Source organism: Halalkalicoccus jeotgali B3, assembly GCF_000196895.1.
Taxonomy (GTDB): Archaea; Halobacteriota; Halobacteria; order Halobacteriales; family Halalkalicoccaceae; genus Halalkalicoccus; species Halalkalicoccus jeotgali.
In genome coordinates this window covers 1,568,774-1,588,665 of sequence record NC_014297.1, presented here as the reverse complement: position 1 = coordinate 1,588,665, position 19,892 = coordinate 1,568,774, and the positions used below count along the sequence as shown (strand labels likewise).

Here is a 19,892-nt window from a genome sequence, read left to right as displayed (position 1 = left end):
TACGTCGTATTACCAGATTCGTATACGACTACAATATGATCATGTCTGATTTATTCGACGCTATCAAACTCTATGCGAGTATTCAATAATTCGTCATCAATCATCTTATTTGTCTCAGTAACACCCATTCCAAGATCAATGTCTATATCAATATAAGAGATAATCGTATCTGCTAATACTCTTTTGGCGAATGTAGAATAGTCAATAGCCAAAGAATTTTCTGAAACGGTAGGTGGTTGATAATCTATATTTCCAATAAGATTATCGATATTCCGGTCATTATGGACGATCTCTCCTCGTACATAGTATAAGGATTTAAAGAAATCTTGTATGTCGGATCTATTAACATCCAAAGATTGCAAAAGGGCGTTTCCTCGTAGCTTCAACCGAAATGTGAACGAAGAGGTGTTTCCTATATCTCGTAAGAGACTCCCTTCCAACCCTATTGCACAATCCACCAATTTATCTTCTATGTATAAATTCGAAAACATTTTATCATATCTTCGAATCGTTCCTGAAAGTTCTGTATCATATTCTGCATTAAGATGCTTTAGATATCGGTTTATAAATCTCTCAAGTTCTTCGACTTCCTCTTCATTAATTGTATATCTATCCCACGCTGATAGACCATAGGTTTCCGTAGTATACGTATGTTCTACCGATAATTCAGAAGGACTTATCGAACTGAATTGGGGAATGTTAAACCGATGTGGAAGAATATTATGATCTTGGATGAATGCTGGTCCCATATATACCACTCCAAATTCGGGTCTTCTGAGTCGAAGGCATCTTCCAAGAGCTTTGACATACTGCCGGTAAGCATTGTATCCGGGTTTTCCTAAAATATCTATTTTTAATAAATGACTTATTAGATGTTCAAAATTGGGATCTACTCTGGGGATACTTCTTCGACCCGCAGCTGTATAGTAACCCGCTATATGTCTATCATTAATAGGTATGATTTCTGATTTGTTTATACTATACCTTTCTGGAACATTCTTAAAGTTGAAATCTAACGGTAATGTAATCGACTCAAAATCTCCTTGCGAGTTCATGATAGGACAATAGACGGAAAACGTCCGGATACTATTGGTGATATTTTTAAAAACATTGTCGCACACATTATTGAACACTTCTTGGTCGAAATTAAGATCCCCTTGCGCTTCTGCGACCAGACCGGTTAGTTGTATCAAATCATGTTTATATATGTCTATATCCTCGTCAATCTGATATTCTTTTGCTTCAAAGTCTATAATTCTGGACCGCCACTCTATCGGAACGTTATCAGTATCATATAAATCGTGGTATTGGATCAATTCAGCAGTATCTATCAAAATTTCATTATCATATGGTATTGCATTATGTACTAATTTTCTATAATCAGTAACGTTGCATTCTTCTATACCATCATCTACAGGTAGGAATACACGGCGCTCTGGAATACCGATTAAGAAAGCATCCATTTTTCGACCAGCCATAACCATGAATTTTCTGACTGCTCTCTCAATGGAGGATTTGATTTCTTCGTTCTTATTTTCCATATATCATTGTGAGATTCTCGATGCTTGTACCTTATGTACATGATTTTATAGAAGGTCATCAAATGTCCTCTCGATATATAAATCGTCAGTAGAAGGCGCGCGTAAAATAGATTAGATAATGCTAAGATCGTATTTGAATATACTCAATATTACTTCGTGTTACAATACATCTATTACTGGAGAGACTATCGCCGAGAGTACAATTCATCTATAAAAACGCAATTAGTGAACAGGAGATTCATAAAAGACGAAAGATTGTTGTGATGTGGTATATGATTGATTAGAGATGGGTATTGAAACGGGATTTAGCTTTATGACTATTGGGGTGACCCTCGGTGTTTCCATTCTTGGTGCTATAATCTATAACTGGCTCGTTGATCCTTTCTTCAGCCGTTCTTGGAATAGAATTACTGACAAAAAATCAAATTTCCCCTCAGAAAGCCGATCATCAAGTGTATATTTGGTATCCTATATGGATGATCTCCGAGATAAGTTGGACAATCACAATAAATATTTAAATAATTCAAAAAACGAGTTTTCCTCTGAATCTCCGTTGATAGATATTCAACCCTATCGTCCGATACAGCAGCTTGAGCCAGAAGAACATATCCAGAATGATTTGACGACGGATTATTCTGATTTCAGGGAAGATATAGATTCCTACAATCAGTTGATAAGACGTTATTCGGATCTCCGGAATGGCCTCAAAAATTCTCTTAAGACATATCTACTTGAAAACTCAGAACATCTCTTCCGGAACATTAACGTTATCAGGAATGAAGAGACTGCAAGATACTATTCAACCACTATTCTTGACGTGGGTTTGCCGAAAATACGACGAGGCGGGATGGATAGTAATATAGATGTTATTTACTGCCTGATACCCGGAATCAGAGCTAAGGAACGATTCCAAGAGGATTTTGAGCAGTTACGAGATATGGCTGATAATATTCAGGAATCGAATGAAGAAATTTCACGCAAGCTGGGGTCAATTCGAGAACAATACGTTAAGGGATACGAGATGAGTGAATCAGAAATAGCGCAGCATAGAAATCAGGAAGCATAACATGATTATTCGAAAAACAAAGTAAGAGCAATTATTTGGTTTTTCCTCAAAGCAAGTCTGAATAGACGTAATCAATCGCATCTCTGAGATTCTGTGCCTGATTTTCATCAGTCACATCTTTTGAATGGGTGTAAGTGTAACGTCCATTTAGACCTACTTCCTCTATTTTCCCATCTTCAGTACGGGTACGGATACGGTCTATATCGGAAAGACGTGCAAGACCATCAATTGCTTCTACTAAAGATAGGTCGTCATCATTCTCTCCATTACCGGTACTTATTTCGATCGTATCAGTATTTCCGCTCGCGTTATCGAGGGAATCCACAATACCATTATTGACAGATGAATCCGATCTGAGACCTATGTTCTTTAATTTCAACGATCTTACAAAGTCTGCATTTGTATAGATATTCTTAGTCACCTCCTTCTGGAACTCTCCTACGATGTCATAGGATATGTTCTGATCAACGTCATCAACGTCATCCTCAAGAAGATATCTGACTGCATCCTCTGCAGTAACCCCTTGCCGTGATTGGTAGGCAAATCGCCGATCCTCTGTCACACAAAAGAGCATCGTACGAGCTACTCGATCTTCATCCAGTACAATAACGTCATCATCGTCATATTCAGGTCGAGCCTCTGTTATTTCTTTTCCGAATCTCAGATATAAATAATCCTCTTCCCGAACCAGATCACTCGAAGATGATATTCCTCTCCGAAGCTGGTTATAGCGTGTAACCCCTTCCTCGCGTGCCCTCTCAGCCAAGGAATCTAACCCCCGTGATCCACTTGTAGACGTAAAGCTCCCGAACCGCAACTTTGTTTCTACCACAGTATATACATGAATACGATCAATAATAAAGGGATAGGTGACATTATATCTCGTTGATCAATACTCCATTTGTTATTTTTGATATAGAGGAAGTGTGAATAAAACGTATGCTAAAGTTCGAAATATTGAAAGCGTAGAGTTTTTTCATATTCATGATATTTAGACTTCTGGTTATTTTTATATGAATGTATTTTTCAACTATACATCACCTTCTCCTAACCTATTTCCGAAATATTCTAAATATGTGTTCAGAATAATGAATATCCAAATTATTCGCTGGCAAATTTATTTAGATATGTTCTTAGATCGTTCTATCTACACACTATTGTGCATATATTCATTCATCATTCTCATATTATATACATCATCTTCAATGGAAAGCTTTATATATCTCCATCACATATCAACATATAGATCATTGGGGGTAGTGGTGTACGCCCAATGTAAGGAGGGAGACGACACACTGATGTCAGATCTCTTTAAATAAAAGCATTGGAGGATTGGTATAATACCCAAATCCTATGAAGATGAAATTTGATCCTGAAAACCGATAAGGTCCTCGTAAGGGGAAGGCATCCGAGCGGTAAACGGAGCCTCGATGGTATCGTGGCCCTCACGGAACCCCAATGGTGTGAGTGAACACCGTCTCTACGAAGAGAAAGGCATGGGTGTGGGGGAGATAACCGAGCGATCGATTGTCTTCGTAAGGATCAGAAGCAGTTTCCAAGTGACTACGCTTTCCAAAGGCCGTTCGTCCAGTAATAACGGGAGTCGAGAGATGAAGCCTTCTACTGATCCCCTGATCTATATACGATCATTTCAGTCTTCCGTAGATCCTTGAAGGTGTTCTCCCAAAAGTATCATACATTTCCTGACAGCAGGAGTCAGATCCCTCCTTGATCATATATCAATAACCAAAGTAAACGAATGCTACTATATTCATATCAGTGAGAATTTCCACATAGGATATGATTTTCAATATTTAATTCTTCAAGATTTCCTTCCTTCTTTTTAGAAGAAGTAGACGGCGTTTTAAGAGTGATGATCTTGAGATCGTAATTAGTTACATTTCGGCACGTTATCCTTCTCAGATCGCTTTTCTCGTCCTTAGAATTGATTGTGTCGAAAGGGAGGAGTCATTGTTCTCAGAATTATTCGCATCTCTCTACCACTATACTTCTTAATAAATCATATAATGTATGTCATTGTTGTATATACAATTATAGCCCATGCAGTACTTTATGTATCATAGATTTGAATGTATTAACGATAGGAAATAATGTTTTGTCCCTCTCAACGAAGACCGTTATTTTCTCATAGAATACATCTCTGAATATGTCTAACAATATTGAAGTATGTTTAATTATTCCGATTTTGGCCCTCTCCGACGATAGTTTGTCAGTACTTCTTTTTCATCTTCATGAAGGTACATTTCAGTAATTTCTACTGAAGAATGGCCAAGAGCATTTTTTAACACATATAGATTCCACCCTTTTTCGACAGCTGCCATTGCAAATGAATGACGAAGAGTATGGGCTGTAATGGACGATCTTGCTTCTCCGGATTTGTTTACAGCTTTTACCGATTGAATACCTGCATTCTTCGCTGACTTTTTTACTATACTGTTGAACTGTTGACCAGATAGGTGCTTGCTCCGATTACTCGGGAAGAGATACTCGCTTTGAGTAGCCATGGCAAGACTTGGACGTATAGTTGATACCCATTGGTCAAGGAGGAGATCCAAGGAAGGTTGATATCCGACGACTCTCCTTTTCCCGTTCTTGGCGTTTTCTGATCTTATAGTAATTTTCCGTGGCCTTCCATAACTATGCCAAGTACCATCAGATAATTTTAATTTAACAAGCTCTTTTCTCCGTAAGCCTGTTTGATAGCATAATCTTATTAGTAATTCATTTCTCATCCGGGGTTTCGGTACATTATTTGCTAATTCTTCTATTCCAGTAGGAGGAAGGTATGAAACATCTTCCTTCGTAGTTGGCTCCTTTTTCTTTTCTTCTTTATATACATCGTTCCATTCGGAAAGAGTTATATTTTCTACCGGATTCTTTGTAGTTGGTACTTCAATGAGGTCATTATTTATTTTATTTACTTCTTTGTAAAATTCAGAGAGAGCAGATAATCGAACCCGAATTGAGGATGCTGAATACTTTTCATCAATCATGGTATCGATCATGTCCTCTATAGATAACATATCTATCTCAAAAATCGAGATATCATGTTCTGTTTCGATCCATTCTTGAAACTGATTAATATGCCTTTTATACTCTCGATAAGTTGACTCACTTTTTCGCCTTTTGAGTCGAGAAAGAACAACAGCAGAGGGATCCGAGCTACTCATTCTGTCTTCCACCAATAGGTTTTAGGAGGTTTTCCACCAGTAGCACTTTTTACCTGTTTTGTTACTGAAGATAATTGATCAAGTACTTGTTGTACAGTTTCAGTATCATCTATACCAAGACGAGCAGATAATCTCTCTGCTGTTTGTCCCCAACTATTCGGTTGTACTGGTTCATCAGTATGAGGTGGTGTAGGAAGAACGGCGAGAACCTGTTTCTGTAGTCTCATTCCTTTTGTTATCTGTCTTTCCTCTTCAATCGCCTTCAAACGGCTCTCAATACCATTCAAAGAGTCTTCAAGAGTGTTGATGCCTTCAATTACTTCACCGATTTGCTGTAGCTCTCTCGGAGTCTGAGCGTCTTTTTCATTATCTCTATGAATCTCTCGATGAACTGATAATCGTACAAGATGACTGAGATTCTCTGCATTAGGATTTGTCTCTATATGAGACTCCCACTCTTTCTTTGTCTCTGGTGCTATTCGTAATGTAACATGTTCCCATTCAGTCATTTTGTGATCTCTCCTGATCTACCTTTGGTTTTGTATTACTTAGTATTACTCACCAAAGGCGAAGATCGTGTTCGCGGTGTTCACACCACTAGTCGCGATCACGAACCCGCGGTCCCCACTCGATCCCGGGAGGGCGAGCAGCGCGAGGACGGCCGCGATCGCGCTGGAGACACCGGGCAGATAGCCGACGACCGACCCCGCGAGCGCCCCGGCCGCCGCCGGCAGCAACACCGCCCGCCGCGGGATCGTGATGGTGTCGTCGGTCTGCTCGGGGATGCCAGAGCCACCCATCGCATCGACCAAGACAGGCGCGCCGAACAGCCCCGCGAACAGCGGCGCGAGGATGTCACCGTACAGCGGCGCTGCGGGATCGAGATCGAGCGCCGTTATTCCCAGAAGGGCGCTGGTTCCGAACGCAACCAGCCCGCCGACGAGCCCCGAGAGGGTGTTTTCGGTCAGCAGCATGATCGCGACGACGGTCCCCAAAACGAGCGGCATGTGCTCGACGAGTGTCGGCCACGCTTCGACCATTACCAGCGTCACCGGGACCGCGAGCGGGACGGCGAACACGACGGCCAGCGCACTGCCCATCGCTGAGAGCCGCAGGGCTTCGTAACCCCGTCCTTCGAGCACGAGACGGTGGCCCGGCAGCGCCACCACCGCCATTTCGGCGTCGGGAACGCCCAGCGCTAACGCCGGCACGACGTCCAGAAAGGTGTGGACGACACCCGCCGACAGCATCGCCGCGCCGACCAAGAGCGGTGGGCCCGGTATGAGGGGAGCCATCCCGGCCAGGATCAGCGCGAAGTTGTTCGCGTGCAGCCCCGGTGTGAGTCCACTCAGCGTGCCTAACAGCGCGCCGCCCAGCACGAACGCCAACGCTTGCAGGGCGAAGGCGGGGTCGAGCGAGAGGGAGACACCGGGGTCCACGGGACTCTTGGATTCGTGGTCGTATATGAACCTCCGGGCCGGCGGGCGCTGGAGCTACCGCTGTTCGCTTCGTCAATAAACGAGAGAAAGCTGTAATCGAGGCGTCTAACCGAACAGCTGGCCGAGGCCCTCGCCGCCGTCGCCCTCGTCCTCGTCGTCGTCCTCCTCTTCGGCTTCGGCTTCCTCGGCCTCGTCCGCATCGCCCTCGTCGGCCTCGTCGGCCTCGCCGCCCGCGGCGGCACCGCCCGAGGCCCCGCCTGCGGCGGGGACGGCGGCGGCCTGCTCGACGGCCTCCTCGACGTCGACGTCCTCGAGTGCGGCGACGAGCGCCTTGACTCGGGATTCCTCGACGTCGGCACCAGCGGCCTCGAGGACGCTGGTCAGGTTGTCTTCGTTGATCTCTTCGCCGGTCTCGTTCAGGATGAGTGCTGCGTAAACGTATTCCATTGTAAGTATCTCCTCGTTATCCGAACATCGCTCCGAGCCCTTCGCCGCCCGAGTCGTCGTCGTCGTCCTCGGGTTCGGCGTCGGCCTCGTCTTCGTCAGCCTGTTCTTCCTCGTCCGCATCCGCGTCGGCCTCCTCCTCGGCGGGCGCTGCGGGCGCTTCGACGCCACGCAGCTCCTCGGGAAGGGCCTCCTCGTCGTCGATCTGTGCCGCAAGTGCGCGCACCTGCGCGTCGGCCTTGCTCACGAGATCGCCCGCGAGGTCGGGGCTCTCGATGGCGGCGAACAGGCCGAGGCTTTTGGCTTCGCCCGTGGCCTTCGAGAGCAGTGCGGGTGCGGTCTGGGCCGTCGGGTAGACGGCGTTGATCGAGAGGTTCCGTGCGCCGGCGGCGGCGGCCTCGATGTCCGCACGGTACTCGTCGACGTCGATCGCGAGGTCCTCGGGGTCGAAGAGGATGCCCTCGCTGTAGACGGATCGAAGGTCGAGTCCGACCTCCTTTGGCTCGATGCCGAGCTCCGAGAGGACGTTCGAGAGGTCCTGTGAGACCTCCTCGCCCTCCGAGAGGACCTGTGAGTCCTCCGTGACGTGGATCGAGCCGTCCTGAATCCGCGCGGCGGCACCGACCTGCTGGAGCTCGCCGACGAACGGGCCCGGGTCGACTCCCGTATCCCCTTCGGGGATGACGATGTCGTTCGGGGCGACCTCGCCGGCACCGATGGGCGCGGGCGATTTCGACTCTTCGAGCTGTTTGTACAGCCCGAAGGGGTTGTCGTTCGTCCCGATGACGCCGACCTGCCCCGCGACGTGTCCGGTGAGCTGTTCGAGGCCGTCGTCGACGGCCTCGAGCGCGCGAGTGAGCAGCGTGTTGCGGCTGACCCGCAGCTCCGCGCTGCCGTGGAGGTCACGGCGCATGTTCTGGAGCTGGCGGCTCGGAATGCCGGCGATGTTGACGACGCCGACGCTCTCGTACGAATCGAGCATCTCGACGAGTTCGTCGACCTCCTCGCGCTTCCACTCGGGGAGGTTCTCGGTCTTGCGTTCGCCCTCGGCTTGTGTGGTGCTCATTTAGGCCACCTCCACTGCCGGTCCCATCGTGGTCTTGACGTAGACCGAATCGATGTTCAGCGGGCCCTTCTCCAGATCGCCGTACAGTCGGCGCAGGATCGTGTCGATGTTGTCGCCGATCTCCTCGGCGGACATCTCCTCGCTGCCGACGAGCGCGTGGAACGTTCGCCGGTCGCGGCTGCGGACCTGCACCGTGTTCTTCATCCGGTTGACGGTCTCGACGACGTCCTCGTCGGGCTGAAGCGGCGTCGGCATCTTCCCGCGGGGGCCGAGCACCTGCCCGAGCGATGCACCGATAGTGGGCATCATCGAGGCTTCGGCGATGAAGAAGTCTGTTTCTTCGGCGAGGTCTTTCGCGGCGTCCTGGTCGTCGCCGAGATCGGCGAGGTCATCGCTAGAGAAGACCTCGTCGGCGACTTCTTCGGCCCGGACGGCGGTTTCGCCCTCGGCAAAGACGACGATACGCGTGTCCTGTCCCGTTCCCGAGGGAAGGACGACGCTCTCGTCGACACGGTTCGACGGATCGTTGAGATCGAGATCGCGCAGGTTGATCGCGAGGTCGACCGTCTCACGGAAATTCCGTTGCGGTGCGTCCTCGAGTGCGCGAGCGACTGCTTGTTCTATGTCCTGATCTGCCATCGTTCACCTCCGTAGTACGACTGCGTGTCTGCTACGGTGTGAAACAGGCTGCACCTGTCTCGGTTGGGAAAAGTGCAATGGGCGACTTAAACCCGTCGAACCGGTACTGTCGGCCGACACAAAGCGAATGCGTTCGACTGCCCTACTGATCCCATGTCCATCCTCTCGTTCATCGCCGCGTGCTGTCTCGCGGCCGTCCACCTGCTTGCCGGGCGGCTCCGCGCGCTCGATCGAACTCCCCGGAGTCGCTGGCTTTCGGCCGGGGGTGGCGTCTCGGTCGCGTACGTGTTCGTCCACATGCTGCCCGAACTCGGGGAGCGCCAGCACGCCTTCGAGGACGCCGGCATTCTCGTCGGCTTTCTCGATCACCACGTCTATCTGCTTGCCCTCGCCGGCTTCGCCACGTTCTACGGGCTCGAACGCCTCGCCCAACGCTCGCGCCGTGGCCAACGGGCGGTCGACGAGCCCGTCTTCTGGATCCACATCGGTTCGTTCGGACTGTACAACTGTCTGGTTGGCTACCTGCTCGTCCATCGCACCGGTCCTGCTACCGAATCGCTCGCGCTGTTTACCGTCGCGATGGCGCTTCACTTCCTCGTCAACGACTACGGGCTCCGTCATCACCACGAAGGGAGCTACCACCGGATCGGCCGGTGGATGCTCGCGGGAGGCGTACTGATCGGCTGGCTGCTCGGAACGACGGTCGCACTCGGGGAGGTCGCGCTCGCGGTTCCGGTCGCATTTCTCGGCGGGGCGATCGTGCTCAACACGATCAAAGAAGAACTACCCGCCGAACGCGAGAGCCGTTTTTGGGCCTTCGCCCTCGGAGCGTTCGGCTACGCCGTGTTGCTGCTCGCCGTCTGATTACTCCTCGGCGTCGATCTCGAGTTCCTCGTCGCCGCGTTCCCACTCCAGTTCGATCTCGAACTCGCGCTCGTCCTCGCTGTCCTCGAGTTCGACTTCGAACTCGACGGTCTCGGCGGGGTCGACATCGACCTCGATGTCGCCCAGAACCACGGTAAAAGATTCCTCGGAGCGCAGTCCCGCTGCGACCTCCTCGAAGTAGGTCGCGGCTTCCTCGCGGGTCAACTCGGCTTCGTGTTCGATTTCTCCGGCCATAGCGACTGCTACCTCACGCGGATGGCGGGTAAAACTATCGCCCTCAGGCCGCGACTTCTTCGGCGAACTCGTCGTCGTACTCGCCCGAGTCGAGGCGTTCTTTGAACTCGCGGGGGTTCTCGCCCTCGATGGTGACGCCCAGTGAGGTACAGGTGCCGACGACCTCCTTTGCGGCGCCCTTCAGGTCGTAGGCGAGCAGGTCGGGCAGTTTCTGTTCGGCGATCTGTTTGACCTGGTCGATCGAGAGGTCCGCGACGAAGTCCTTCTGGGGCTCGCCGCTGCCGGTATCGAAGCCGGCCTCGTCCTTGACCAGCGCCGCCGTCGGCGGGACGCCGACGTCGATCTCGAAGGAGCCGTCGTCCTCGTAGGTGATCGTCACGGGGACTTCGGTGCCGTCGAAAGCCTCGGTCTGGTCGTTGATCTCCTGGACGACGGCCTGTACGTCTACGGGGGTAGGTCCGAGCTCGGGACCGAGTGGCGGGCCGGGGGTGGCCTCGCCGCCCGGAACGAGCGCTTCGATCGTTCCAGCCATACCCGGTAGAACCGCTGCATCGGGTTTAAGACTTGCCTTCCGATCGGCGGGCGTGAGTGTGAGTTCCACCCCCGAGCTGGTCGATTGGGTCAGGGAACCGATACCCCGTGGCGGGCGAGGTACGTGTTCACGCCCTTGATCTCCACGGGACTGCCGATGATCCGAACCGCCTCACATTCCTCGAAGACCGTCACGGCGAACTGCGCCTCGAGATCGCTCCTGATCCCGGCGAGGGCTGTCGGCGGAACCACGATCTGGGTGCTATCTCGCAGCCGTGACGGGTCTGGCATCGTACATTTTTAACGAGACAGGCAAGTGGTATGAAGGTATCGAAGTCGGCGCCGCGTACGCCGTCGTCCGACGCCCGTCGGGGTATTCGCCCGGAATACGACGCCGATACGCTGCACCGAACGGAAAGGGTTTTTCGCTCGAAGCGGCGAGTATGGATCGATGGGACTGGAAGCAGAGATCGAGGCGATCGAGGAGGAGATCGCCTCGACGCCGTACAACAAGTCGACCGAGGCTCATATCGGCCGACTGAAGGCGAAACTCGCCGACAAGAAGGAGAAACTCGAAAACCAGTCCTCCGCGGGCGGCGGCAGCGGCTACGCCGTCGAGAAGACCGGCGACGCCACCGTCGCGCTCGTGGGCTTTCCCAGCGTCGGCAAGTCCACCCTGCTGAACGCGCTGACCAACGCCGAAAGCGAGGTCGGCTCGTACGAGTTCACGACTCTCAACGTGAACCCCGGAATGCTCCAGTATCGGGGTGCGAACATCCAGATCATGGACGTCCCGGGATTGATCGAAGGTGCCGCGAGCGGGCGGGGTGGCGGCCGGGAAGTCCTCTCAGTGGTCCGGGCCGCAGACCTCGTCGTCTACGTCCTCTCGGTGTTCGAGATCGACCAGTACGAGCGCCTGAGCGAGGAGCTCTACGCGAACAAGGTCCGCCTTGACACCGAGCCGCCGAGCCTCTCGATCGTAAAGAAGGGCCGCGGGGGGATCCGCGTGACAGCCAGCGGCGATCCGGGCCTCCCGAAGGACGTAATCAAGGAGGTGTTGCGCGAGAACGGCTATGTCAACGCGAACGTCACGGTTCGCGAGGAACTCGATGTCGACCGGCTGATCGACTCGATCATGGAAAACCGGGTGTATCTCCCCTCGATCGTCACCGTCAACAAGGCCGACCTGATCGACCGCGACTATCTGGAGACGGTCAACGAGGACCTTCGGGCCCACGATCTGGACCCCGAGGAGGTGACGTTCATCTCCGCCGAGGAAGAAAAGGGGTTGGAGGGGCTCAAAGAGCGGATCTGGGAGACGCTCGGACTGATCCGGATCTACATGGACAAGCCCGGCCGCGGGGTCGACTACGAGGAGCCGTTGATCCTCAAAGAAGGCAGCGACATCGAGGACGCGATGGAGAAACTCGGCGGAGAGTTCAAGGAGCGCTTCCGCTTTGCACGCGTCTCGGGCCCGAGCGCAAAACACGACGAACAGCAGGTCGGCACCGACCACGAACTCGCCGACGAGGACGTCGTGAAGTTCATCCTCCGACGATAGACCGTCGAGCACGAGCGAGCTGTTGTGAGGGGTTCTCGAACGGTCGTGACGTGGTTGACGGCCTCGGATCCTTCCCGATTCTGTCGCCTTCCGGCGATCGTGCTGGCCATCGCGAACCGCCGCGCGATCCACCGGTTGGACGAGGACCGATTCGGGTCCGCGGGACGGACCCGGCGAGTCCTTAGGCCGCGAGACGCCGCCTCGCCGACGACCGAGGTGCCTATACGGCTCGGGACGAACCCTCGTGTATGTCCCGTGGCGTCGGCGAGTTCGACCTCGTTCAGGGGGCGATCCCCGACTCGCTCGCGATCGTCGTCGCGTTGCTCACCCAACTGGGCGATATCTGGTTCGTGACGCTGCTGTTCGTGGTCCTTGCCGTCCGCTACGACGGGACCGACCGAGACCGGATCGTCGCCGCCGGCGGACTGGTGATCGGTGCGATCGCGCTGGTGTTGTTCACCAAGGAGCTCTTCGCGCTGCCCCGTCCCGACCAGCCGCTCGTCGCGATCGAAGCGCTCTGGGTGCCGTTTCAGTTCATCTACTCGCTGACCGGCTACGCCAGCGGCTACGGCTTTCCCAGCGGCCACGCCGTCGTCTCGACGGCGACGTACCTCTCGCTCGCGACGGTACTGCCGGTGAGTACGCGACGACGCCGGTACGCCGCCGCGACGGGGATCCTCGCCATCGTGGGCTTCTGTCGGGTCGCCCTCGGCCTTCATTACCTCGTCGACGTGCTCGCGGGGATCGCCCTGAGTGCCGTTTTCCTCTTTCTCGCGTTCCGCCTGTTGGCTCGCTATCGCTCGTCGGAGACACGTCGAACCGTCGCGCTGGGAATCGGAAGCGTACTCGCGCTCGCCGCCGTCGTCGTCACGGGTATCCACATCGAGGCGCTGGCGCTGTTGGCGGTCGCGCTCGCGTTGTTCGGCCTCTCATGGCGGGCCGACCCGCAGCGAGTCGCCGCGTAGCAACCCGATAGGCGGCAAATCAGTCGGCTCTCGGTACTGTTTTGGCCCCCGGCGGCGTTGGCCCGGGTATGGGAGCGACACTCGACCACGTCATGATGCGCGTCTCGGACCTAGAGGAATCGCTCGAGTGGTACGGCGAGCATCTGGGCTACGAGGAGAAGGACCGCTGGGAGGCCGACACCTTCACAAACGTCTATCTGGGCCCCGAGGAACTGGGCGAGGAGGGCGCGATGCTCGAACTCACCCACAACCACGACGGCGGGCCCGAGGAGATTGGCGACGCCTGGGGCCACATCGCGGTTCGCGTCCCCGACGGCGAACTCGAGGACTACTACGAGCAGCTCATGGACGAGGGCGTCGAGGACTACCGGGACCCCGACTCGTGTGGCGGCCGGTACGCCTTCGTCAAGGACCCCGACGGCCACGAGATCGAGATCGTCAAGCGCGACCCCGAGCAGGGGCCGCTCTGGTCGATCGACCACACCATGATCCGCGTCGAGGACGCAGACGAGGCCCTCGGCTGGTACACCCGGAAGTTCGAGTACGAACACACGGGCCGTTGGGAGGCCGATTCCTTCGCGAACTACTTCATGAAACCCGAGGGAGCTAGTGAGGAAGCGATGGCGCTCGAACTCACCTACAACTACGGGGACAACACCTACGACCTCGGTGACGCGTGGGGTCACCTCTGTGTCCGGGCCGACGACCTGAACGAGTTCTGGGACGACCTCATGACGCGGGACGCCCCCGACTACCGCGACCCGGAGTCCTGTGACGACGAGTACGCCTTCACGAAGGACATGGACGACCACGAGATCGAGATCATCGAGCGCGATCCGAGCAGCGACGCTCTCTTCCCCGAATAAAGCGCGTTTCGGACCATTTTCGGAGGAGGTTTTTGCGGCGAGTGGTGTGCGAAGCACACCCGAGCCGTAAAACGGTCCGCGCCGAACCGCCACCCCTATTATCGCGTCGTGAGCGTCCGAAAGTAGTGACGCTTCGCGAGATCCTCGTCGCCGTTGCAGCCGGCATCGTCCAGGGGTTCGTCGAGTGGCTGCCGATCTCGAGTTCGGGCAACCTCTCGCTGTTTCTCACCGCACTCGGGACCTCGCCCGACATCGCGGTTCGACTTGCACTATTCCTCCAGATGGGGACGACCCTCTCGGCGGCGCTTTACTATCGCGAGACGATCCTCGATGCGATTGCGAGCGCCCCCGGCTGGCGCCCCCGAAGCGCCTTTGCCGGCTCGAACGCCGAGCCCTCGTTCGTCCTCGTGGCGACCGCGATGACCGGGCTCGTCGGCATCCCGATCTACGTCGCGCTCATCGATCTGGCCAGCGAGCTCACCGGTGGCGCGTTCGTCGCGCTGATCGGCGGGCTGCTCGTCGTGACCGGGCTGGTCGAACGCGCCTCGGAGGACGTCTCGCTCGGCGAGCGCGGTACCCCGTCGCTCGTAGACGCGATCATCGTCGGCGCGTTCCAGGGGATGACGATCCTGCCCGGCGTCTCCCGATCGGGTACCACCGCGAGTGTCCTGCTGTTTCGGGGCTACGAGGGCCCCGCCGCCTTCCGACTCTCCTTCCTCCTCTCGATCCCCGCCGGGATCGGCGCGGGCGTACTGATCCTCGTCGACGAGGGACTACCGACGACCGGCCTGGAGGCGGTCATTGCGCTGGTCATCAGCGCGATCGTCGGCTACGCGATGATCGACGCGATCATGCGAGTCGTCCACAAGGTGGATTTCTGGATCGTCTGTGTCGCCCTCGGCGGGCTGGCGGTGCTGGGCGGCGGGCTAACGATGGTCATCTGAGCGCGAGAGCACGCACACGACCAGTAGCGCGCCGAGAGTCGCGCCGGTCGTGTTGATCGCCATGTCGACATAGCTGAACGAACGATACGAAAGCGGGTACTGGAGACACTCCATCAGCACGCCGTACGCGCTCGCACCGACCGACGCGCCGGCCACCGCCCGCGTCCGACTCGAAACGAGCAGCGCGATCCCGACCGCCCCCGCGAGGGCGGCGTACCCGATGAAGTGAAACAGGACGCTCGGTGGGATCCCGCCGTCCTCGGGGACCGCACCCGGGATCGGGATCAGCGAGACGACGAGGATCGTCCCGGCGAGGATCGCGACGGTCAGCCACCGCTTGTGGACCGAGGCGATCATTCCAGTGGCGCGAGATCGGCGGGCGCACCCGCGAACGCCCGCAGCGCTTCCGCCTCGATGTGATGCAGGTCTCCGGGGATCACGAGCAGGTGCAGCGGCCCGCCGAACTCCCGGTCCGCGAGCTCCGAGAGCGAATCGGCCGCGACGACGGGCTCTGGGCTCCCGGCGCGACAGACCGCGACCGCGAGCGTGTCGGGGTACTCCGCGGCGAGCAACGCGGCGGCGACGTCCGCGGTCATATACTCCTCGCGTTCGTGTTTTATATCGAGGTAGACGAGGGTGTGCAGCCCCCGCTCGCGGTTGTCGTCGATGGTGTTCGTGACGCTCGATGGCAGACCCTCGGCGCCGTGGGCGTAGGGAAACGGCAGCGTCGTCGCGGGTCCAAAGCGGTAGTTCTGGAGGCCGGTCAGCGAACTCGCGGCAGCCTCGGCGGTCGTGCCGTGGACGATCCGCGTCTCGATCCCCCGATCCGCGGCCCGGAGCCGCAGGTCGACGTGGGTCGTCGAGACCATTGGGTCGCCGACAACCAGGAAGGCGACGTCCTCGCGCTCGGCGGCCGCGAGCATCTCCTTGGGGTCCTGCTCGACGCCCGCCCGGTCCCGCAACTCGATCTCGATCCCGTGTTCCGTTTCGAGGGTTTCGATGTCGGTGCCGATCAGCCGGCTCGTGTACTGCTCCATGAAGACTCGATCCGCGCTACGGAGGACCTCGCGGCCCTCGACGGTGATCGAACGCTCGTCGTAGAGGCCGAGACCGATAAACGTGAGCATATCCGGGATCGGTGGGCCGGCAGGTTAAACGGCGCGTTCGAGCGAAGCGCCAACGGTAAAGCGGCCGGCCGACAGGCTCCGGTATGGAGGTTCCGTGCGTCAGCGTACCGCGGGCGGAGGGTGAGGCGACGCGCCGCGAGCTGGCCGAGGCCGACCTGATCGCCGACGACCGAGAGATCACCGTCGAAGAGGACTGGCTCTACATTCCCGTCGTCGATCCCGATGCGGTACCCGACGGGTTCGACCTCGTCGTCCGCGACGCCCCGGAACGCGAGACACAGACCACACCAGCCGACCTGCTCGGGGTCGATCCGTCCTACGAACGCCTCGGCGATATCGTCCTGCTCGACGAGGACGACCCCGAGCGCGCCGACCGGATCGCCCGCGCGATCGTCGCGTCGGACCTCCCGGTCGGGACGGTGCTGAACAAGGCATCGAAGGTCAAAGGGGAGACGCGCATCCGCGACTGGGAGCTGCTGGCGGGCGAGGGGACCGAAACGGTCCATCGGGAGTACGGCTTCGAGTACGCGCTGGACCTCGCGGCCGTGTACTTCTCACCCCGACTCGCCACCGAACGCCATCGCGTGACCGAGCAGGTAGCGGAGAACGAACACGTCTTCGATATGTTCGCCGGGGTCGGCCCGTTTGCGATCCCCGCAGCGGCTCGCGGCGCTCAGGCGGTCGGTGCTGACGTCAACGGGCGCGCGATCGAGTATCTCCGGGAGAACGCCGAGCGAAACGGCGTCGGGGATCGGGTGACGGCGTTTCACGGGGACGTGCGCGAGGTAGCCCCCGAATACGAGGGCTGGGCCGACCGGATCCTGATGAACCTGCCACACAGCGCCGAGGGGTTCCTCGAAACGGCAGTCTCGCTCGCCGGCGACGAGTGCGTACTTCATTACTACGACATCCAGCACGACGAGGACCCGTTCGGACCGGGCGAGCGGGCGATCCGCGCCGCCGCCTCGGCCCAGGGGTACGACGTCGAGGTACTGACGCGTCACGTCGTTCGCTCGTACGCTCCCCACGAACTGAACGTCTGTCTCGACGTTCGCCTCTCGCGGGCGGCATGATTCACAACGCTTAAACCGGTGTTGGCGTCTACGTATGGATACGACGCGTAGCGCGCCGGTGGTGAGCAGTTCCGAACGGAACTGCGATCCTCGGCGGACTTGCGCGCAAGTCCGCCGGTGTAGCTCAGCTGGCAGAGCGATTCCTTCGTAAGGAATAGGCCGAGGGTTCAAATCCCTCCACCGGCTTTCACCGTTTTCGAATCGATTTATCGGGTACGAGAAGTCGTTACTCGACCTCCGTATTTCCAGCCCGCCGACCGCTAACTGTGTTCTCGAACGACGCATACGATATCCGACACCAACGAACGATAGTCTAGAGAACGATAGATATCCCCAGAAGAACGATCGCCGATCGGGATCCTCGATGATCACACGGGTGGTGCGTCGATGGACCCTATCGTTACGGACACCACCGAAACGGTCGTTTACGGTCTCTCCCGGACGTTTCGTCCCGCGATCGAGCGTCGAGAACTCACGACGGATCGGGGAAGTGGTAGTTTTTCTGTTACGTCAATACTAATATACAGGTATTCTTACTAGTTGTTTTATAATCATAACACTGTTCGGGTAGTATCGAACCGAACATATATTTCAGCGGGCCTTCGGACAGGTCCGAATTGGGTCGGGTTATTGGCCGAAAAAAGCCATCACAACCGTTAATGCGGGCGATAGGTGGTATTAACCTGACCATGAGCGCAGTACGAACGGACCCGGCCGATCGACCCCGACGGGGATCAGTACCGGGTATCGACGACTCGTCACGGGGTGCGGACGGAATGTCCGATTTCCGAGGGGAAACGCTATCGGCCCCACGGCGGGAGGCCTCGACCCGCGTGCGGACGGCAACGTGGGACGGGGAGCTGTGGGTGGACTGTAACGAGCGGATCTGCCCGAGAGGTGAGTGACGATGGAGCCGTGGACCCCGCTGTTCCGGGGCGTTCTGGTGACGGCGCTGGTGTTGCTCGTCGGCGTCCCGCCTACCCTCTCGTTCGTCGTGTTCCCCGAACTGGAACGTCGCGGTTTCGATACAGCGCCGGCACATCGCGTCGCCCTCCCCACCATTTTCGCGACACTCATCGGGGCAGGGCTGGCCGCCGCCGGGCTGGCGGTCGGAAACGCACGGGCCTCGGAGGCGGGGTCGGTACTCGCGTGGGCGAGTTCGACCGTCGCGGGCCAGGCGTGGGTGGCGTTGACCCTCGCTGCGGTCGCCGCGGGGGGACTGACCGCCGGACGGTACATCGATTCCGATCGGATCTCGCGGCGCTCCTGGCTTACGGGGGTGTGTCTCGGGGCGTTCGTGATGCTGATCGCGTTCTGCTGGACGCGCTACTCGGTCGCCGTCGAACGGCCGGCGCTGGCGATCCTGGTGAAGGTCGGGCACATGACCGGCGGCGCGCTGTGGGTCGGCGGGCTGGCCGTACTCGCCGTGTTCCCGGCGCTGGTGCCCCGCGGCGACGACGGCATCGAGCGGGCCGAACTCGTCCTCGCGACGGTTCGGCGGTTCTCGATGCTCGCCGTCGCCGGCGTCACGGTCGCGTTCGCGACCGGCGTCGTCATCGCGGCGTGGCACGTCCCGACGCTGACCGCGCTCGCGACGACCCCCTACGGGCTCGTCCTCTCGGCGAAGGTGGTGCTGGTGGTCGTCGCGGCCGCCATCGGCGGGTTCAATCGGGTCGTGCTCCACGAGGGGATCGCCCACTCGATCGACGGCTCGACGGAGGTCGCGGCCCTGCCAGGGATGTTGACGGGCATCAGACCGCAGGTCGACCCGCACGACGCCGCCCCGGCAGTCGCGCGGTCGGTCCGGGTCGAACTGCTGATCCTGTTTGCGGCGATGGGGCTGTCGGTCGTGCTCACGACGGCTATGACGCCGTCGTACGAACTGCTCGAACCGGCGGTGCAGGCTTCGACCGAGGTCGTGGTCGGCGGCGTGACCCTCGCCGGGTTCGGGACGCTCCTCGATTTGGGTGCGGTCGCGATCGCGCTCGCGGGGGCGCTCGCGCTCGGCTACGAGGTGGGGAAGTTCGCCGTCGACCGGAAGGCCCACGAGCGCCGGTCGCACCGCTCGCCCGAGGAGACACGCGCGGAACGTAAGTGAGTGCGAACGCGACGGGCACTAATCGAACCGAGATACGGATGCGAGAACGAAAGGGTGTCAGAGGCACCCCATGCACGCCATCGGTGCGACGGTCATGTGACCAAAGCGCAGGGAGCTCATCCGACGCCGTCGCAGTGAGTAGCGTACGGGTTCGGAAACGGGTGGTATCCTAATGAGTCTCATCCCTACATGGATAGGTAGATAGTCGTTGGGTCGCTCTCT

General features: G+C 56.7%; 21 protein-coding genes, 1 tRNA gene and 1 pseudogene. 10 read left to right on the top strand and 13 right to left on the bottom strand.

What is annotated here, in order from left to right:
- Positions 1-50: 50 nt before the first annotated feature.
- Positions 51-1,541, bottom strand: coding sequence for a HEPN domain-containing protein (locus tag HACJB3_RS19620; RefSeq protein WP_148258244.1), 1,491 nt, complete (start codon positions 1,539-1,541; stop codon positions 51-53).
- A gap of 286 nt (positions 1,542-1,827) precedes the next feature.
- On the opposite strand from HACJB3_RS19620, the gene HACJB3_RS19615 reads away from it, so the two are divergent.
- Positions 1,828-2,607, top strand: coding sequence for a hypothetical protein (locus HACJB3_RS19615; RefSeq protein ID WP_148258243.1), 780 nt, complete (start codon positions 1,828-1,830; stop codon positions 2,605-2,607).
- Positions 2,608-2,653: 46 nt separating this feature from the next.
- Here the strand turns inward: HACJB3_RS19615 and HACJB3_RS19610 are convergent, their stop codons facing one another.
- The 7 genes and pseudogenes from HACJB3_RS19610 to HACJB3_RS08245 form a co-directional block, all read right to left on the bottom strand.
- A complete protein-coding gene (locus tag HACJB3_RS19610; RefSeq protein WP_148258242.1) occupies positions 2,654-3,373 on the bottom strand; it encodes a hypothetical protein in 720 nt (239 codons plus the stop codon).
- A gap of 1,429 nt (positions 3,374-4,802) precedes the next feature.
- Complete coding sequence (locus HACJB3_RS18780) at positions 4,803-5,798, bottom strand: tyrosine-type recombinase/integrase (protein WP_081461313.1); 996 nt, start codon at positions 5,796-5,798, stop codon at positions 4,803-4,805.
- Positions 5,795-6,307, bottom strand: a complete 513-nt coding sequence (locus HACJB3_RS20010; RefSeq protein WP_162147994.1) for a hypothetical protein — start codon at positions 6,305-6,307, stop codon at positions 5,795-5,797. The genes HACJB3_RS18780 and HACJB3_RS20010 overlap by 4 nt, the downstream gene beginning before the upstream one ends.
- Before the next feature lie 57 nt (positions 6,308-6,364).
- A pseudogene (locus HACJB3_RS08260) lies at positions 6,365-7,237 on the bottom strand (tripartite tricarboxylate transporter permease); the annotation flags it as partial.
- 105 nt (positions 7,238-7,342) lie between these two features.
- Positions 7,343-7,684: a 50S ribosomal protein P1 gene (rpl12p, locus tag HACJB3_RS08255; protein WP_008417472.1), complete on the bottom strand. Its 342-nt coding sequence runs from the start codon at positions 7,682-7,684 to the stop codon at positions 7,343-7,345.
- Positions 7,685-7,700: 16 nt separating this feature from the next.
- Positions 7,701-8,747, bottom strand: a complete 1,047-nt coding sequence (locus HACJB3_RS08250) for a 50S ribosomal protein L10 (RefSeq protein WP_008417473.1) — start codon at positions 8,745-8,747, stop codon at positions 7,701-7,703.
- Positions 8,748-9,386 carry a 50S ribosomal protein L1 gene (locus tag HACJB3_RS08245; protein WP_008417475.1) on the bottom strand — a complete coding sequence of 213 codons (639 nt, stop codon included), beginning with the start codon at positions 9,384-9,386 and terminating at the stop codon, positions 8,748-8,750.
- 153 nt (positions 9,387-9,539) lie between these two features.
- Here HACJB3_RS08245 and HACJB3_RS08240 point away from each other — a divergent pair, with 153 nt between their 5' ends.
- Positions 9,540-10,250, top strand: a complete 711-nt coding sequence (locus HACJB3_RS08240) for a hypothetical protein (RefSeq protein WP_008417478.1) — start codon at positions 9,540-9,542, stop codon at positions 10,248-10,250.
- On the opposite strand, the gene HACJB3_RS08235 is transcribed toward HACJB3_RS08240, so the two are convergent.
- From HACJB3_RS08235 to HACJB3_RS08225, 3 genes are all read right to left on the bottom strand, one after another.
- Positions 10,251-10,505: an amphi-Trp domain-containing protein gene (locus HACJB3_RS08235; RefSeq protein ID WP_008417480.1), complete on the bottom strand. Its 255-nt coding sequence runs from the start codon at positions 10,503-10,505 to the stop codon at positions 10,251-10,253.
- Positions 10,506-10,548: 43 nt separating this feature from the next.
- Positions 10,549-11,037 carry a 50S ribosomal protein L11 gene (locus HACJB3_RS08230; protein WP_008417481.1) on the bottom strand — a complete coding sequence of 163 codons (489 nt, stop codon included), beginning with the start codon at positions 11,035-11,037 and terminating at the stop codon, positions 10,549-10,551.
- 89 nt (positions 11,038-11,126) lie between these two features.
- Entirely contained in the window at positions 11,127-11,327 is a 201-nt protein-coding gene (locus HACJB3_RS08225) for a VNG_1110C family protein (RefSeq protein WP_013199457.1), read from the bottom strand.
- A gap of 160 nt (positions 11,328-11,487) precedes the next feature.
- Between HACJB3_RS08225 and HACJB3_RS08220 the strand changes: the two genes are divergently transcribed.
- The 4 genes from HACJB3_RS08220 (at position 11,488) to HACJB3_RS08205 (ending at position 15,372) form a co-directional block, all read left to right on the top strand.
- On the top strand, positions 11,488-12,597 hold the full coding sequence (locus tag HACJB3_RS08220) for an OBG GTPase family GTP-binding protein (RefSeq protein ID WP_008417484.1): 1,110 nt from the start codon (positions 11,488-11,490) through the stop codon (positions 12,595-12,597).
- A gap of 248 nt (positions 12,598-12,845) precedes the next feature.
- Entirely contained in the window at positions 12,846-13,562 is a 717-nt protein-coding gene (locus HACJB3_RS08215; protein WP_008417486.1) for a phosphatase PAP2 family protein, read from the top strand.
- Between the two features lie 68 nt (positions 13,563-13,630).
- Positions 13,631-14,428: a VOC family protein gene (locus HACJB3_RS08210; protein WP_008417488.1), complete on the top strand. Its 798-nt coding sequence runs from the start codon at positions 13,631-13,633 to the stop codon at positions 14,426-14,428.
- Positions 14,429-14,553: 125 nt separating this feature from the next.
- Complete coding sequence (locus tag HACJB3_RS08205) at positions 14,554-15,372, top strand: undecaprenyl-diphosphate phosphatase (RefSeq protein WP_008417490.1); 819 nt, start codon at positions 14,554-14,556, stop codon at positions 15,370-15,372.
- Here the strand turns inward: HACJB3_RS08205 and HACJB3_RS08200 are convergent.
- Both HACJB3_RS08200 and dph5 read right to left on the bottom strand, forming a co-directional pair.
- Complete coding sequence (locus tag HACJB3_RS08200; RefSeq protein ID WP_008417492.1) at positions 15,355-15,729, bottom strand: VanZ family protein; 375 nt, start codon at positions 15,727-15,729, stop codon at positions 15,355-15,357. The genes HACJB3_RS08205 and HACJB3_RS08200 overlap by 18 nt on opposite strands.
- Entirely contained in the window at positions 15,726-16,499 is a 774-nt protein-coding gene (gene dph5 / locus HACJB3_RS08195) for a diphthine synthase (protein WP_008417493.1), read from the bottom strand. Before dph5 ends, HACJB3_RS08200 begins: the two co-directional genes overlap by 4 nt.
- Before the next feature lie 83 nt (positions 16,500-16,582).
- Between dph5 and HACJB3_RS08190 the strand changes: the two genes are divergently transcribed.
- The 4 genes from HACJB3_RS08190 (at position 16,583) to HACJB3_RS08180 (ending at position 19,670) form a co-directional block, all read left to right on the top strand.
- Positions 16,583-17,572, top strand: a complete 990-nt coding sequence (locus HACJB3_RS08190) for a class I SAM-dependent methyltransferase (RefSeq protein WP_008417494.1) — start codon at positions 16,583-16,585, stop codon at positions 17,570-17,572.
- Between the two features lie 113 nt (positions 17,573-17,685).
- Positions 17,686-17,758, top strand: a tRNA-Thr gene (locus HACJB3_RS08185).
- Positions 17,759-18,261: 503 nt separating this feature from the next.
- Positions 18,262-18,477 carry a hypothetical protein gene (locus HACJB3_RS19600; protein ID WP_148258240.1) on the top strand — a complete coding sequence of 72 codons (216 nt, stop codon included), beginning with the start codon at positions 18,262-18,264 and terminating at the stop codon, positions 18,475-18,477.
- 2 nt (positions 18,478-18,479) lie between these two features.
- Positions 18,480-19,670 (top strand): copper resistance D family protein, encoded by a 1,191-nt coding sequence (locus HACJB3_RS08180; protein WP_008417495.1) that lies wholly within the window; start codon positions 18,480-18,482, stop codon positions 19,668-19,670.
- The last annotated feature ends 222 nt before the right edge of the window (positions 19,671-19,892 follow it).

What these genes read in the sequence shown, in the direction of transcription:
- HACJB3_RS19620 (WP_148258244.1), bottom strand. Translation starts at nt 1,541, where the DNA reads ATGGAAAATAAGAACGAAGAAATCAAATCCTCCATTGAGAGAGCAGTC.
- HACJB3_RS19615 (WP_148258243.1), top strand. Translation starts at nt 1,828, where the DNA reads ATGGGTATTGAAACGGGATTTAGCTTTATGACTATTGGGGTGACCCTC.
- HACJB3_RS18780 (WP_081461313.1), bottom strand. Translation starts at nt 5,798, where the DNA reads ATGAGTAGCTCGGATCCCTCTGCTGTTGTTCTTTCTCGACTCAAAAGG.
- HACJB3_RS20010 (WP_162147994.1), bottom strand. Translation starts at nt 6,307, where the DNA reads ATGACTGAATGGGAACATGTTACATTACGAATAGCACCAGAGACAAAG.
- rpl12p (WP_008417472.1), bottom strand. Translation starts at nt 7,684, where the DNA reads ATGGAATACGTTTACGCAGCACTCATCCTGAACGAGACCGGCGAAGAG.
- HACJB3_RS08250 (WP_008417473.1), bottom strand. Translation starts at nt 8,747, where the DNA reads ATGAGCACCACACAAGCCGAGGGCGAACGCAAGACCGAGAACCTCCCC.
- HACJB3_RS08245 (WP_008417475.1), bottom strand. Translation starts at nt 9,386, where the DNA reads ATGGCAGATCAGGACATAGAACAAGCAGTCGCTCGCGCACTCGAGGAC.
- HACJB3_RS08240 (WP_008417478.1), top strand. Translation starts at nt 9,540, where the DNA reads ATGTCCATCCTCTCGTTCATCGCCGCGTGCTGTCTCGCGGCCGTCCAC.
- HACJB3_RS08235 (WP_008417480.1), bottom strand. Translation starts at nt 10,505, where the DNA reads ATGGCCGGAGAAATCGAACACGAAGCCGAGTTGACCCGCGAGGAAGCC.
- HACJB3_RS08230 (WP_008417481.1), bottom strand. Translation starts at nt 11,037, where the DNA reads ATGGCTGGAACGATCGAAGCGCTCGTTCCGGGCGGCGAGGCCACCCCC.
- HACJB3_RS08225 (WP_013199457.1), bottom strand. Translation starts at nt 11,327, where the DNA reads ATGCCAGACCCGTCACGGCTGCGAGATAGCACCCAGATCGTGGTTCCG.
- HACJB3_RS08220 (WP_008417484.1), top strand. Translation starts at nt 11,488, where the DNA reads ATGGGACTGGAAGCAGAGATCGAGGCGATCGAGGAGGAGATCGCCTCG.
- HACJB3_RS08215 (WP_008417486.1), top strand. Translation starts at nt 12,846, where the DNA reads ATGTCCCGTGGCGTCGGCGAGTTCGACCTCGTTCAGGGGGCGATCCCC.
- HACJB3_RS08210 (WP_008417488.1), top strand. Translation starts at nt 13,631, where the DNA reads ATGGGAGCGACACTCGACCACGTCATGATGCGCGTCTCGGACCTAGAG.
- HACJB3_RS08200 (WP_008417492.1), bottom strand. Translation starts at nt 15,729, where the DNA reads ATGATCGCCTCGGTCCACAAGCGGTGGCTGACCGTCGCGATCCTCGCC.
- dph5 (WP_008417493.1), bottom strand. Translation starts at nt 16,499, where the DNA reads ATGCTCACGTTTATCGGTCTCGGCCTCTACGACGAGCGTTCGATCACC.
- HACJB3_RS08190 (WP_008417494.1), top strand. Translation starts at nt 16,583, where the DNA reads ATGGAGGTTCCGTGCGTCAGCGTACCGCGGGCGGAGGGTGAGGCGACG.
- HACJB3_RS19600 (WP_148258240.1), top strand. Translation starts at nt 18,262, where the DNA reads ATGAGCGCAGTACGAACGGACCCGGCCGATCGACCCCGACGGGGATCA.
- HACJB3_RS08180 (WP_008417495.1), top strand. Translation starts at nt 18,480, where the DNA reads ATGGAGCCGTGGACCCCGCTGTTCCGGGGCGTTCTGGTGACGGCGCTG.